We start from the raw sequence: 13,177 nt of genomic DNA on the forward strand, positions 1-13,177 counted from the left end.
ACATGAAGGGAGCCCGTTGTGGACAACGACGTCTCTGCGGGAAGCAGCATCTCGACTCTCGGCCATCTCGCCCTCGGTCTCACCCTGTTGGCCTTCGGCCTCGGACATGCCGATGTGATCGACGGCGTGACGGCGTCCGACGCCGTGTCCCTGGCCACCTACGTGGGCGGCGTCGCCCTCTTCGTCGCGGGCCTGCTGGCCCTCCGCGACCGCGACGCGGCCACCGGCACCGCCTTCTCGGCCCTCGGTGCCCTCTGGTTCACCTGGGGCGTCACGGCAGGCGACCGGGTCTCCGACAACGCGGCCGGACTGTTCATGCTTCTGTTCGCCCTCGTCGCGCTGAGTCTGACGCTGGGCGCCGCCGGCGGCGGCAAGCTCACCCAGGGCACGTACGGGCTGTTCTTCGTCTCCCTCGTCCTTCTCGCCATCGCGGGCTTCGCGGGCAATGACGCCCTCGCCAAGGCCGGCGGCTGGTTCGCCGTGGTGGCGGGCGCGGCGTCCTGGTACGGGGCGACGGCAGCCCTGGCCCACTGGCCCACATCGCTTCCGCGGCGCGCTGCCGGCCGGGGGGTGACGGCCACCGGCTGAGGCAGCCGCAGGCCGGGGTTGGGCAGCCCCGGCCACTGAAAGGAACGACCCCCTGTGTGCTTGGTGGCACACACAGGGGGTCGTTCACCCCTTTTTGCGCCTGAACCGGCGCCGCTCTCGCGGACCTGGTTGCTCGCCGTGGGGGTTCCTCAATTAATGGTTGCGGTCCGCGCGGGATTATTCGACGGTGACCGACTTGGCGAGGTTTCGCGGCTTGTCGATGTCCCGGCCCAGGGCCAACGCCGTGTGGTAAGCGAGGAGTTGGAGCGGGATGCCCATGAGGATCGGGTCCAGCTCGTCCTCGTTCTTCGGGACCACGATCGTCTGGTCGGCCTTCTCCTGCTCCTGGTGGGCCACCGCGAGGATCTTGCCGCTGCGGGCCTTGATCTCCTCCAGCGCGGCGCGGTTCTTCTCCAGCAGGTCGTCGTCGGGGACGATCGCGACGGTCGGCAGCGCGGGCTCGATCAGGGCGAGCGGGCCGTGCTTCAACTCCGAGGCGGGGTAGGCCTCGGCGTGGATGTACGAGACCTCCTTGAGCTTCAGAGAGGCCTCGCGGGCCACCGGGTAGCCGCGCACGCGCCCGATGAACAGCATCGACTTGGCGTCGGCGTACTCGTCGGCCAGCTTCTTGATCTCGTCCTCCTGCTCGAGGATCTCCGCGATCTGCGCGGGCAGCTTGCGCAGGCCCGCGATGATCCGCTTGCCATCGGAGACCGACAGGTCACGGGTGCGGCCCAGGTGCAGCGCGAGCAGCGCGAAGGCGACCGTGGTGTTGGTGAAGCACTTGGTGGAGACGACGCAGACCTCGGGGCCCGCGTGCACGTACATGCCGCCGTCGGCCTCGCGGGCGATGGCGGAACCGACCACGTTCACCACGCCGAGGACCCGGGCGCCCTTGCGCTTGAGCTCCTGCACGGCGGCCAGCACGTCGTACGTCTCACCGGACTGCGAGACGGCGATGTACAGGGTGTCGGGGTCGACGACCGCGTTGCGGTAGCGGAACTCGGAGGCCGGCTCGGCGTCGGCCGGGATGCGCGCCAGCTCCTCGATCATCTGGGCGCCGATCATGCCCGCGTGGTACGAGGTGCCGCAGCCGAGGATTTTCACGCGGCGGATCTGGCGCGCCTCGCGGGCGTCCAGGTTGAGGCCGCCGAGGTGCACGGTGGAGAAGCGGTCGTCGATGCGGCCGCGCAGCACGCGGTCCACGGCGTCGACCTGCTCGTGGATCTCCTTGTGCATGTACGTGTCGTGGCCGCCCATGTCGTACGACTCGGCCTCCCACTCGACGGTGGTCGGCGAGGCGGTCGTCCGGGTGCCCTCGGTGGTGTACGTACGGAAGTCGTCGGCCTTCAGCGTGGCCATCTCGCCGTCGTCGAGGGTGACGATCTGGCGCGTGTGGGCGACCAGCGCGGCGACGTCCGACGCGACGAACATCTCCTTCTCGCCGATGCCGAGCACGACCGGGGAGCCGTTGCGGGCCACCACGATGCGGTCGGAGAAGTCGGCGTGCAGGACCGCGATGCCGTACGTGCCCTCGATCAGGCGGAGGGCGTCGCGGACCTTGTCCTCGAGCTTCTCGGCCTGGGAGCGGGCGATGAGGTGCGTGACCACCTCGGTGTCGGTCTCGGAGAGGAACTCCACACCGTCGGCCGTGAGCTTGGCGCGCAGCTCGCCGGCGTTGTCGATGATGCCGTTGTGGACGACGGCGACCTTGCCCTCGGCGTCCATGTGGGGGTGCGCGTTCTCGTCGGACGGGGCGCCATGCGTGGCCCAGCGGGTGTGTGCGATGCCGACCGTGCCCTTGAAGCGGGCCGGGACCTTGGCCTCCAGGTCGCGGACGCGGCCCTTGGCCTTGACCATCTTCAGGCCGGCGGTCTTCGGGGAGGTCACGACGATGCCCGCCGAGTCGTACCCCCGGTACTCCAGCCGCTGCAGGCCCTCGAGCAGCAGCGGCGCCACGTCACGTTTCCCGATGTATCCGACGATTCCGCACATTTAAGTCGTCCCTCTGTTTCCCCGAGTCGATGTAGTTGTCGCCCGCGCGCCGATCCCTGGACGGTGTCAGCCGTAGACGATGCGCCGCAGCTGCCTGAGCGAGAGCTCGGGCGGTGCCACCGCGCGGTACTTCAGGTCCGCCTCGATCTGTTCGAAGATCGCCGCGTTCACCAGGCCCTGGGCCTGCAGCTCACGGTGGCGGCGACGGACGTATTCATCCGTCGTCTCGTCGAAGTAGGCGAGCACGTCCTGGATCACGCGCAGCGCCTCGCCCCGGTTGAGGGGCGTGGACCGCGTCAGATGATCAACAAGTTCGTCGTGCACCCGGTAGATCTTGGGGTACGAGCGACGGTTTCGCAAGAATCCTGCCCGATATCGGGCAGCGAGCTGTTGAAGCTCTTATGAGCGGCTGTTCGCGAGCTGTCCATCCTGCGTCCTGCGACTCGTTGCCTGTGGAGACGATTTTCAGGCCTCATGGACATTCCTCGCATGGGAGTACCCGAGAAGCTGGCCGAGCGCATGAGCATGGCCGAGCAGCACGAATACCTGCGCGCCAGATTCTCGCGGCGCTCGATGATCAGGGGCGGCGCCGTCACGCTGGGTGCCGTCACGGGTGGCGCGTTCGTGTCGGGCGCCACCGCCCAGGCCGCGGTCCCGACGCAGCGCACCGCCTCCGCGACCGAGACGGTCGACGGCGCCCTCGTCGCCCCCTTCGGCCGCCACCTCGCCTACGGCAACGACGCGCGCACGGAGATCACCGTCTCCTGGCAGGTCCCGGTCGCGGTGAAGAACCCTTTCATCCGGATCGGCGCCCAGCCCTGGGACCTCTCCCGCAAGATCGAGGCCGAGGTGCGCACCCTGTACACCCCGGCCGGCGTCGGCGCGAGCGGCGACCACACGCAGTACTACCTGCACGCCAAGCTCACGAACCTGCGGCCGGGCAAGACGTACTACTACGGCGTCGGCCACGCGGGCTTCGACCCGGCCGAGCCGCACCTGCTCGGCACCCTCGGCACCTTCACCACCGCCCCCGCGAGCGCGGAGCCGTTCACCTTCACGGCCTTCGGCGACCAGGGCGTCAGCTACCACGGCCTCGCCAACGACGGCCTGATCCTCGGCCAGAACCCGGCCTTCCACCTGCACGCCGGCGACATCGCCTACGCCGACCCGTCCGGCGCGGGCAAGACCGCCGACACCGGCTTCGACTCGCGCGTGTGGGACCAGTTCCTTTATCAGACGGAGTCGGTCGCCAAGCAGGTCCCGTGGATGGTGTCGTACGGCAACCACGACATGGAGGCGTGGTACTCGCCCAACGGTTACGGCGGCGAGGAGGCCCGCTTCACGCTTCCCGACAACGGCCCCGACAAGCAGAACCTGCCGGGCGTCTACTCCTTCGTCTACGGCAACACGGCGATCGTCTCGCTGGACCCCAACGACGTCTCCTTCGAGATCCCGGCCAACCTCGGCATCTCCGGCGGCACCCAGACCACCTGGTTCGAGGCCCAGCTGAAGAAGTTCCGGGCCGCGCAGGACATCGACTTCATTATCGTGTTCTTCCACCACTGCGCGTACTGCACGTCCACGGCGCACGCCTCGGAGGGGGGCGTGCGCCAGGAGTGGGTGCCGCTGTTCGAGAAGTACAACGTCGACCTCGTCATCAACGGCCACAACCACCAGTACGAGCGCACCGACGTCATCAAGGGCAACGAGGTCGCCAAGAAGCTGCCGATCGGCGGCACGGCATACCCCGAGACCGAGGGCGTGGTGTACGTGACGGCGGGTGCGGCGGGTCGCAGCCTGTACGCGTTCACCGCCCCGGACTCGTACGAGGGTCACGAGCACGAGGTGGACTCCGTGGCCTCGTTCATCAACCTCAAGGACGGCAAGCAGAACGAGACGGTCGCCTGGTCCCGGGTGCGCTACCTCAACTACTCCTTCCTGCGCGTGGACGTCACCCCCGCGCCGAAGGGCCGCTACACCACGCTGAAGGTCCAGGGCATCGCCGAGACGGGTGACCGGATCGACCACTTCACGGTGGCGCGCAAGGCCAAGTAGCTCACGCGCGCCCGGAAGGCGGGGCACACGCACACCCGCAGGCGGCCCTCACATGCTCTTGAGGACCGCCTGCTTGGCCATGGTGAACTCCTCGTCCGTGAGGATCCCCGACCGGTGCAGCTCGCCGAGCTCGCGCAAGCGGCGCAGCAGGGCGTCGTGGTCGCTGCCCCCAGCGGCCGGGCGCGCGGGGGCGGGTACGGGCACGGATTCGGGCGAAGGCGCGGACAGTGGCTGCTGGGCGGACGTCAGCGCGTCCCCGGGTGCACCCGGGTGCGCCAGGCGGGCCTGCACCGCTGCCGCGATCAGGGCCATCAGGGGGTCCTTCTTGAACCCCCACAATTCCACCGAATACGGGTCGTACTTGGGCGGAGCCTTGGTGGCGGGGGAGTTCTTCAGGGTGAAGCGGAGGTAGCCGTTCTCGAGGCCCACCGCGGGGTGCCACTCGACGGCCGCTATGTCGGTCAGCGCGAGCGCCCGGGGGCCCGCGGCGGACTTGGCGTCCTCCGTCTTCCAGTTCCACTCCAGCCGGACGTGCTCCCCGTCGAAGCTCGCCGTGCCGTCGCCCGCCGAGACCGACAGCGGCACGGGCGGGCCCGGCAGCAGATACGAACCGACGGCGCCCGGCGGCACCTGCTCCAGCAGGAGCGCGTGGCGCACCTCGTCCACGAAGTACTCGGCGACCCCGTACCGGTCGGGCTCGACCGTCAGCTGATAGGGGTCCGAGGCGTCCGCGAGCCTGCCGCCCGTGGCCTGCAGCAGCGGATCGGCGCCGTCGCGCAGCCGCAGCCTCAGCCGCCCGGACTTCTTGCCCTGCCCGAACGAAACGCCCGCCAACGCTTCCAGCGGTACGGCGAGTTCACCCAGCGTTCTGCGGAGGAGGCCGACGCCCTTGTCGTTTCCCGGCACCAGCCGCAGTGTCTCTCCGTCGAAGGTCCACGTCCCGTCGCGCTGGATGATTTCCACCATACGGCGATTCTGGCATCCGGCTCCACGGCGAGTGGTCTATACCTCCGACGGGCGCCCCCGGAGGACCGTACTCCGGGGGCGCCCGCCCGTTCATGGGCCGTCAGAGGACCGCTATGAGGTTCATCAGAGGCCCGCTATGGGGTTCTTCAGGTCGCCCACCAGCTGGAGCGCCCCCGACGGATCGGCCAGGTCGACCATCTGCGCGTTGTTGCGCAGCTGCAGCCGGTTGAGGCAGGACAGGGCGAACTCGGGTGCGAACATGTCGTACTGGCGGAACTTGTCGGCGAGTTCGGGCGCGGACTCCTGGTAGTCCCGTACGCAGTCGGCGACGGCCCGCCAGAAGGTGTCCTCGTCGAGCACGCCCTCCGTGACGAGGTTCGCGGCCAGGAAGCGGAAGAAGCAGTCGAAGACGTCCGTGAAGATCGACAGCAGCTTCATGTCCTCCGGGACCTCGACCCGGATCCGCTCGACCACGGGCGGCAGCACCGCGTCCGGGTCCATGACCGCGATCTCCTCGGCGATGTCCTTGAAGACGGCCCGCTGCACGACGCCGTCCTTGAGGACCAGGATCACGTTCTCGCCGTGCGGCATGAACACCAGGTCGTACGCGTAGAAGCTGTGCAGCAGCGGGGTGAGGTAGGCCCGCAGATAGTGGCGCAGCCACTCGGTGGGCGTCAGGCCGGACTGCTCGATCAGCCCGGCCGCGAAGGACGCGCCCTCGCGGTCGGTGTGCAGCAGCGACGCCATGGTCGCGAGCCGCTCGCCTTCCTGCAGGGACGGCACGGGGCTCTCGCGCCACAGCGCGGCGAGCATCTTGCGGTACGGCGAGTAGCGGTCGGTCGCGGCCTCGTACTCCAGGTGCCGGTAGCCGACGGCGGCGCGCTCGCGGATGACCGACAGGCCCGTGGACTTCAGCACCTCGTCGTTCTCGACGAGACCCGCCAGCCAGTCGTTGATCGCCGGCGTCGCCTCCATGTACGCGGCCGACAGCCCGCGCATGAAGCCCATGTTGATGACCGACAGGGCCGTTTTCACATAGTGCTTGGCCGGGTCGCTCGTGTTGAAGAACGTACGGATCGACTGCTGGGCCAGGTACTCGTCGTCGCCCTCGCCCAGGCACACGAGGTGGCGCTGGGCGACTTCGGCCGCGAAGGTCACGGAGAGCTTGTTCCACCACTGCCAGGGGTGGACGGGGATGAGGAGGTAGTCGTCCGGGTCGAGACCCTGGTCCGTGAGCGTCCCCGAGAACCGCTTCAGCGTCTCCTCGCCGAGCTCCGACCGGAGCAGCGACTCGTAGTCCAGGCCGACGCCCGCCGTGAACGCGGCCCGGGAGCGGTGGGCGGCGAGCCATACCAGCCGCACGGGGCTCGCGGTCTCCGGGGCGTACGAGAGGTACTCGTGGACGCCGAAGCCGAGTCGGCCGTTGTTGGCGACGAAGCAGGGGTGGCCCTCGGTCATGCCCGTCTCGATGGCCTGGAAGTCCGCGCGGGCCAGCTCGGCCGCCGGGACGGCCGGCTTGGTGAGCTTGTAGCAGGTGCCGGAGAGGGTGGAGGAGATCTCCTCCAGATAGACCGGCAGGATGGCGTCGCTCAGGCCGAGCGAGTCCTTCAGCTCGATGAAGAACTCCAGGGCGTGCAGCGGGAGTTCCGTGCCGTCCCGGTGACGTGTGATCGACTCCGGGAACACCTGCCAGTGGTCCAGGCGCAGACGGCGGGCGGTGAAGCGGTACTCGACGGTGCCGTCGTCGCTGCGGACGACGTACCGGTCGTCGCCGACCGGTTCCGGCGTGAAGAGCCGCTCGTGGGCGAACTCGGCGAGCGCTTTGCGAATGAGGAGGCGGTTGGCCTGCGCCCAGCGCTCGGGGGACAGGTGCGCCACGGCGTCGGACAGGGTCATATGGCCACTCCTTGTGCGTCCGCCTTCGCGGACGCCTGAGCGCCCGCTCGTGCGGTTTCGCGTACTGCTGCTTCTCGTACGACCGCTGCTTCGAACTGCGCGCGTGTGCAGAAGCTCAGCAGGGCCTTCTTCTCGGGCTTTTCGATCTCGCGTTCGGGTACGAAGCCGACGGCCTCGTTCAGCGCGTGCACGGCTTTGTTGTGTACGTCGGGTTCGACGACGACGCGCTCCGTCGCCGGGTCCGCGAACAGGTGCTCCATCACCGCGGTGATCACGGCGCGGGTGAAGCCGTGCACGGGCGTGTCCGTCGGCGCGACCAGGAAGTGCATGCCGACGTCGCCCGGCTGCGGCTCGTACAGGCCGACCAGCTCGACGTGCGCCGGGTCGTAGCGCTCCATCAGGAACGCGGGCTCGCCGTCGTGCAGGCCGAGGAACGCGTCGTGGTGCTCGGCGGCCGCGATGGCCATGTACTCGCGCTCCACGTCCTGCAGTTTCGCGTCCTGCATCATCCAGAACGCGGCCTTGGGATGCGTGACCCAGCCGTGCAGCAGTTCGGCGTCGGCCAGCGGGTCGAGGGGCCGGACGGCGAAGGTCCCCAGGTCCTGCGGGCTGCTCGTGCGGCTCATGCGGCTCGTGCTGCTCATACGGCGAACTCCTGGAACGCGATGGTCTTCTCGACGGGGTAGTACTCCCGGCCCAGCAGCTCGCTGATGATGTAGCTGTTGCGGTACGGGCCCATGCCGAGGTCGGGACTCGTGATGCTGTGCGTGTGCACGCCCGCGTTCTGCAGGAAGATCCCGCGGCCCGTCGTGTCGACGGAGTAGTTGCGGGCGACGTCGAAGCGGCCGTGGGAGTCCCAGCGGATGCGGTCGCGCACGGGCTCGAGGAAGGCGGGCGTGGCGTACTTGTAGCCGGTCGCCAGGATCAGGCCCTCGGTGCTCAGCTCGTAGTCCTTGCCCTGCTCCTCCTGACGCAGGCCGAGGGCGTACGTGCCGTCCTCGTAGGCGGCCGTGTGCAGGGCCGAGTTGGTGAGCAGCCTGGTCGGGACCGGGCCGCCGAGGCTCTTCTGGTACAGCAGGTCGAAGATCTCGTTGATGAGATCGCCGTCGATGCCCTTGAACAGGCCCTTCTGCTGGGTCTCGAGCCGGTAGCGGGTGCCCTCCGGCAGCGCGTGGAAGTAGTCGACGTACTCCGGCGAGGTCATCTCCAGCGTGAGCTTGGTGTACTCCAGCGGGAAGAAGCGCGGGGAACGGGTGACCCAGTTCAGCCGGTAGCCGTGGACGTCGATCTCGCTCAGCAGGTCGTAGTAGATCTCGGCGGCGGACTGGCCGCTGCCCACGAGCGTGATCGACTCCTTCCGCTGCAGCTCCTGCTTGTTCTGCACATAGCGGGAGTTGTGGATGAAGTCGCCGCCCAGACCCTGGCAGGCCTCCGGGATGTACGGCGGGGTGCCGGTGCCCAGGACGAGGCGGCGGCCGTAGTACGTCTCGCCGCCCTCCGTCCGTACGGCGTAGACCTCGCCCTCGTCCACGTACGAGACCTCGGTCACCGTCGTGTTGAAGCGGATGGAGGAGACCTTCGAGGCGGCCCAGCGGCAGTAGTCGTCGTACTCGACGCGCAGCGGGTAGAAGTTCTCGCGGATGTAGAACGAGTACAGGCGGCCCGATTCCTTCAGGTAGTTGAGGAAGGAGTAGGGCGAGGTCGGGTCGGCGAGGGTGACCAGGTCCGACATGAACGGCGTCTGGAGGTGGGCGCCGTCGAGGAACATCCCCGAGTGCCACTCGAAGTGCGGCTTGGACTCCAGGAAGACGCCGTCGAGCTCGTCGATGGGCTCGGTGAGGCAGGCCAGGCCGAGGTTGAAGGGGCCGAGGCCGATCCCCACGAAGTCGTGGATGTGGCTGCTGGGCTCAGGAAGCGCGGTCAAGGGACTCTCCCAGGTACTGCTCGGCGTGGCCGGCGATCAGATCGAGGACGGCGGCGATGTCGGCGACCGTCGTCTCGGGGTTGAGCAGGGTGAACTTCAGGTAGTGGCGGCCGCCCACTTTGGTGCCCGCGACGATCGCGTCACCGGAGGCGAACAGCGCCTTGCGGGCGTACAGGTTGCAGCGGTCGATCTCCGCCGGGTCGGTGACGGACGCCGGGATGCAGCGGAAGACGAGGGTGGAGAGCTGCGGCTGGACCACGACGTCGAAGCGCGGGTCGGCGGCCAGCAGTTTCCAGCCCTCGGCGGCCAGGTCGCACACCTCGTCGAAGAGCTCGCCGACGCCGTCGGCGCCCATCACGCGCAGCGTCATCCACAGCTTGAGCGCGTCGAAGCGGCGGGTGGTCTGCAGGGACTTGTCGACCTGGTTGGGGATTCGTTCCTGCACCATGCGGCGCGGGTTGAGGTAGTCGGCGTGGTACGTGGCGTGGCGCAGCGTGGCCGCGTCCCGTACCAGGACCGCGCTGGAACTCACAGGCTGGAAGAAGGACTTGTGGTAGTCGACGGTGACGGAGTCGGCGCGCTCGATGCCATCGAGGAGCTCCCGCCGGGTGTTCGACACCAGCAGCCCGCAGCCGTACGCGGCGTCGACGTGCATCCACGTGCCGTACTGGGCGCACAGCTCGGCGATCTCGGGCAGCGGGTCGATCGAGCCGAAGTCGGTGGTGCCCGCGGTGGCGACGACCGCCATGGGGACCAGGCCGTCGCGGACGCAGCGCTCCAGCTCGTGGGCGAGCGCGAGCGTGTGCATGCGCTTGTCCTGGTCGCAGGGGATCGAGACGACCGCGTCGGGGCCGAGGCCGAGGAGTTTCGCGGACTTCTTGACGCTGAAGTGGCTGACCTCGGAGGCGAAGATGCGCAGCCGCGCGGTGTCGTCGACCTTGGCCTCCTCGCGGGCAAGCAGCAGCGCCTGGAGGTTGGACTGCGTACCGCCGCTGGTGAACACGCCGTCTGCGGCCGGGCCGAGGCCGATGCGCTCGGTGGTCCAGTCGATGAGCTTGCGCTCGATCAGGGTGCCGCCGGCCGACTGGTCCCAGGTGTCGAGGGATGAGTTGACGGCGGACAGGACGGCCTCGCCCAGCACGGCCGGGATGACGACCGGGCAGTTGAGGTGCGCGAGATAGCGCGGGTGGTGGAAGTAGACGGCGTCCCGGAGGTAGACCTCCTCGAGCTCGTCGAGGGCCGCGGTCGTGTCGCCCAGTGGCCGGTCCAGGTCGATCTTCTCGATGCGGGGGGTGAGGGCGTCGACCGTGACGCCGGTGAACGGCCGGTCGGTGGTGGCGAGTTTGGCCGCCACCCGCTCGACTCCTTCGGTCACGGAGCGGCGGTACCGCTCCGCGGTCGTGTCATTGAGCAGGTGCGAGCGCATGGGGGTCCTCCGGACGGCTCAGGACAAGGGAAGGGGTCGCGACGACGAACTTAGGTTAGCCTAACCTAACTCGATCGTGCGACCCGTCCCACCTGTGTCTTTGTGGCGTGTTCCTGTGCCTGGATTGCGAAGTTTGGCGTAATTACGCCTGTATGCTTTGTTGTTGAGACCCTGATCACGCCTGCTCGCGCAGCTGTTCCTCCGTCAGGCCGCGGCGCCAGTAGCCGACGAAGGTGACACGTCGGCGGTCGACCCCGCGCTCCCGTACGAGATGGCGGCGCAGCGCCTTCACGCACCCGGACTCGCCCGCGATCCAGGCGTACGGGGCGGTGGCGTCGGGAAGTTGGGCGGACCGGAGGGCGTCGAGGGCCATGGGGGAGCCCTCGGCGGCCTCGGCGCCCTGGTTGCGCTCGTCGCGCACCAGCCAGGTGATGTCCGCGTCGGCCAGGGTGTGCAACTCCACGCGGTCCGCGGCGTGCTCGACCTCCAGCCAGACGCGCGCCCGGGTGCCCGGCGGCAGCCACTCCAGGATGGCCGAGGCCGCGGGCAGGGCCGTCTCGTCCGCCCACATCACGACGAGATCGGTGTCGGCGGGCGGGCGGAAACGTACCGCCGTGTTGTCGGCGATCGCCGGGCCGAGGACCAGGACGCGGTCACCGGCCCGGGCGCCGGCCGCCCAGCGCGAGGCCGGGCCGGCCGCTGTGGCGGCCCCGGGCTCCACCCCGTGCAGCGCGAAATCGATGTCGATCTCGTCGACGCCGTCCGGCGTGTGCCGCTGGGCGCGCACCGTGTACGAGCGCATCACCGCCCGTACGTCGTCGGGCAGTTCACGCCAGGCGTGCCACCAGTTGTCGCCCGCCTCGAGCGGTACGACGGGCTCGGTCTGGCCGGGGTGCGGCAGGAAGAGCGAGAGGCTCTGGTCGCGGCCGCCCGAGGCGAAGACGTGCGCATCGGGCCCGGTGAACGTGACACGGACCATGGACGGGCCGAGCCGCCTCGTCCGTACGACGTGAAGTGCGAAGAAACGGAACGGGGCGGCCACGGCTGTCGTCATCTCGGACTCCTGGAGCGTCGATGAGGGCTATGAGGTCTGTTCTTGTCTCGCTGCTCGGGTGGATCGAGGGCCTCGCTCGGGTCGAGCGGGCTACTCGGGTCGAGCGGGCTGCTCGTGTCGAGCGGGTCGGCCGAACCTGTCAGGGCCGGCCGACCTGTAGGGGTGCGGTCAGCTGACCTTCTTCGCCGTCTCGATGGCCTTCGCGAGGTTCTCGAGGATCGGCGCGCACTTGTCGTAGGAGAGGATCGGCTCGGGCGTACGGGCGATGACCTGGCCGGCCTTGACGGCGGGCAGCTTCTTCCAGGTCGCCTCGGTGATGTCGGCCGGCTGGATGGCCGACGTGCGGTCGTCCATGATGATGATGTCGGCCTTGTACTTGTCGACGTTCTCCCAGCTCAGGTTCTCGAACCAGCCGCCGCTGGCCGCCAGGGCCTTCGCCGACGGCTCGACGATGTTCACGCCGAGGGCCTTGAAGTACTCCAGGTCGATGGAGAGGTTGGAGCCGGAGACGTAGAAGATGTCCTGGCTCGCGGAGCCGGCCAGCACCTTGATGTCGGGGTGGGCCTTGGCGGCCTTGCGCAGCCGCGCGGCCGCGTCCTCGAAGCGCTTCTTCGCCGCGGTGATCTTCTCCGACTTCACGTCGGCGCCGAGCGACTCGGCGAGGGCGAACATGCGCTGTAGCGGCTTGTCCAGCTGGCGGTCGTAGACGGAGATGCCGACGCTCGGGGCCAGCTTGAGGATCTGGGACGCGGACTCCTCGGGGACGTACCAGAGGGTGCCCTTGGCGTCGAACATGGTGGAGATCAGCACGTCGGGGGAGAGGGTCGCGTACTTCTCGATGTTGAACTCGCCCCAGGTGTTGCCGATGACCGTCAGCTTGCTGACGTCCATGTCGCCGGCCTGGACGTCGGCCTTGCCGTCCTTGGTCTTGGTCGGACCGAAGACGCCCTTGACCTCGATGCCGTAGTCGTAGAGGGCGGCCGCGACACCGGTGAAGGCCACGATGTTCGCCGGGATCTTGTCCAGCTTCACGGTCTCGCCGCGGTCGTCCTTGAAGGTCCAGGGGCCGGACTTCGTGGCCTCCGCCGAAGCGTCCGAGCCGCCGCTCTTCGCGTCGGTGTCGCCGCAAGCGGTCAGCAGGGCGCCGAGACCGAGGGCACCGCCCGCGGCGAGGATGCCACGGCGGGAGAGGTGGGAGGCACGGGCGTTGGGCATGGGGCGGCTGCTTTCGTGACGGGGCGTAGCGCCCCCCGGACGATTCGAAGGTAGGTTA

General features: G+C 68.8%; 11 protein-coding genes. 2 read left to right on the forward strand and 9 right to left on the reverse strand.

Annotation, left to right across the window (positions count from 1 at the left end):
* The first annotated feature begins 18 nt into the window (after window positions 1–18).
* Window positions 19–588: a GPR1/FUN34/YaaH family transporter gene (locus ABT009_RS01545; protein WP_351288255.1), complete on the forward strand. Its 570-nt coding sequence runs from the start codon at window positions 19–21 to the stop codon at window positions 586–588.
* A gap of 177 nt (window positions 589–765) precedes the next feature.
* Here the strand turns inward: ABT009_RS01545 and glmS are convergent, their stop codons facing one another.
* Both glmS and ABT009_RS01555 read right to left on the reverse strand, forming a co-directional pair.
* Window positions 766–2,583 (reverse strand): glutamine--fructose-6-phosphate transaminase (isomerizing), encoded by a 1,818-nt coding sequence (gene glmS / locus ABT009_RS01550; RefSeq protein ID WP_351288258.1) that lies wholly within the window; start codon window positions 2,581–2,583, stop codon window positions 766–768.
* 66 nt (window positions 2,584–2,649) lie between these two features.
* Window positions 2,650–2,907 (reverse strand): hypothetical protein, encoded by a 258-nt coding sequence (locus ABT009_RS01555; RefSeq protein ID WP_351288605.1) that lies wholly within the window; start codon window positions 2,905–2,907, stop codon window positions 2,650–2,652.
* 165 nt (window positions 2,908–3,072) lie between these two features.
* On the opposite strand from ABT009_RS01555, the gene ABT009_RS01560 reads away from it, so the two are divergent.
* The gene (locus ABT009_RS01560) at window positions 3,073–4,638 is read left to right on the forward strand and encodes a purple acid phosphatase family protein (RefSeq protein ID WP_351288261.1); all 1,566 of its coding nucleotides are present in this window, start codon (window positions 3,073–3,075) and stop codon (window positions 4,636–4,638) included.
* Between the two features lie 48 nt (window positions 4,639–4,686).
* On the opposite strand, the gene ABT009_RS01565 is transcribed toward ABT009_RS01560, so the two are convergent.
* The 7 genes from ABT009_RS01565 to ABT009_RS01595 form a co-directional block, all read right to left on the reverse strand.
* The gene (locus tag ABT009_RS01565) at window positions 4,687–5,604 is read right to left on the reverse strand and encodes a DUF4429 domain-containing protein (RefSeq protein WP_351288264.1); all 918 of its coding nucleotides are present in this window, start codon (window positions 5,602–5,604) and stop codon (window positions 4,687–4,689) included.
* Window positions 5,605–5,727: 123 nt separating this feature from the next.
* Complete coding sequence (locus ABT009_RS01570) at window positions 5,728–7,500, reverse strand: IucA/IucC family protein (RefSeq protein ID WP_351288266.1); 1,773 nt, start codon at window positions 7,498–7,500, stop codon at window positions 5,728–5,730.
* Window positions 7,497–8,144, reverse strand: coding sequence for a GNAT family N-acetyltransferase (locus ABT009_RS01575; RefSeq protein ID WP_502989791.1), 648 nt, complete (start codon window positions 8,142–8,144; stop codon window positions 7,497–7,499). The genes ABT009_RS01570 and ABT009_RS01575 overlap by 4 nt, the downstream gene beginning before the upstream one ends.
* Window positions 8,141–9,424: a lysine N(6)-hydroxylase/L-ornithine N(5)-oxygenase family protein gene (locus tag ABT009_RS01580; protein ID WP_351288268.1), complete on the reverse strand. Its 1,284-nt coding sequence runs from the start codon at window positions 9,422–9,424 to the stop codon at window positions 8,141–8,143. The genes ABT009_RS01575 and ABT009_RS01580 overlap by 4 nt, the downstream gene beginning before the upstream one ends.
* The gene (gene desA, locus ABT009_RS01585; protein ID WP_351288271.1) at window positions 9,408–10,850 is read right to left on the reverse strand and encodes a lysine decarboxylase DesA; all 1,443 of its coding nucleotides are present in this window, start codon (window positions 10,848–10,850) and stop codon (window positions 9,408–9,410) included. Before desA ends, ABT009_RS01580 begins: the two co-directional genes overlap by 17 nt.
* 175 nt (window positions 10,851–11,025) lie before the next feature.
* The gene (locus ABT009_RS01590) at window positions 11,026–11,904 is read right to left on the reverse strand and encodes a siderophore-interacting protein (RefSeq protein ID WP_351288274.1); all 879 of its coding nucleotides are present in this window, start codon (window positions 11,902–11,904) and stop codon (window positions 11,026–11,028) included.
* A 168-nt stretch (window positions 11,905–12,072) separates the two neighbouring features.
* Window positions 12,073–13,119 (reverse strand): ABC transporter substrate-binding protein, encoded by a 1,047-nt coding sequence (locus ABT009_RS01595; RefSeq protein ID WP_351288276.1) that lies wholly within the window; start codon window positions 13,117–13,119, stop codon window positions 12,073–12,075.
* Window positions 13,120–13,177 lie beyond the last annotated feature (58 nt).

This window comes from Streptomyces sp. NPDC002896 (assembly GCF_040295225.1).
Classification (GTDB): domain Bacteria; phylum Actinomycetota; class Actinomycetes; order Streptomycetales; family Streptomycetaceae; genus Streptomyces.

Coding starts and splice junctions, on each gene's coding strand:
- glmS (WP_351288258.1), bottom strand. CDS start 2,583: ATGTGCGGAATCGTCGGATACATCGGGAAACGTGACGTGGCGCCGCTG.
- ABT009_RS01560 (WP_351288261.1), top strand. CDS start 3,073: ATGGGAGTACCCGAGAAGCTGGCCGAGCGCATGAGCATGGCCGAGCAG.
- ABT009_RS01565 (WP_351288264.1), bottom strand. CDS start 5,604: ATGGTGGAAATCATCCAGCGCGACGGGACGTGGACCTTCGACGGAGAG.
- ABT009_RS01570 (WP_351288266.1), bottom strand. CDS start 7,500: ATGACCCTGTCCGACGCCGTGGCGCACCTGTCCCCCGAGCGCTGGGCG.
- ABT009_RS01575 (WP_502989791.1), bottom strand. CDS start 8,144: ATGAGCAGCACGAGCCGCATGAGCCGCACGAGCAGCCCGCAGGACCTG.
- desA (WP_351288271.1), bottom strand. CDS start 10,850: ATGCGCTCGCACCTGCTCAATGACACGACCGCGGAGCGGTACCGCCGC.
- ABT009_RS01590 (WP_351288274.1), bottom strand. CDS start 11,904: ATGACGACAGCCGTGGCCGCCCCGTTCCGTTTCTTCGCACTTCACGTC.
- ABT009_RS01595 (WP_351288276.1), bottom strand. CDS start 13,119: ATGCCCAACGCCCGTGCCTCCCACCTCTCCCGCCGTGGCATCCTCGCC.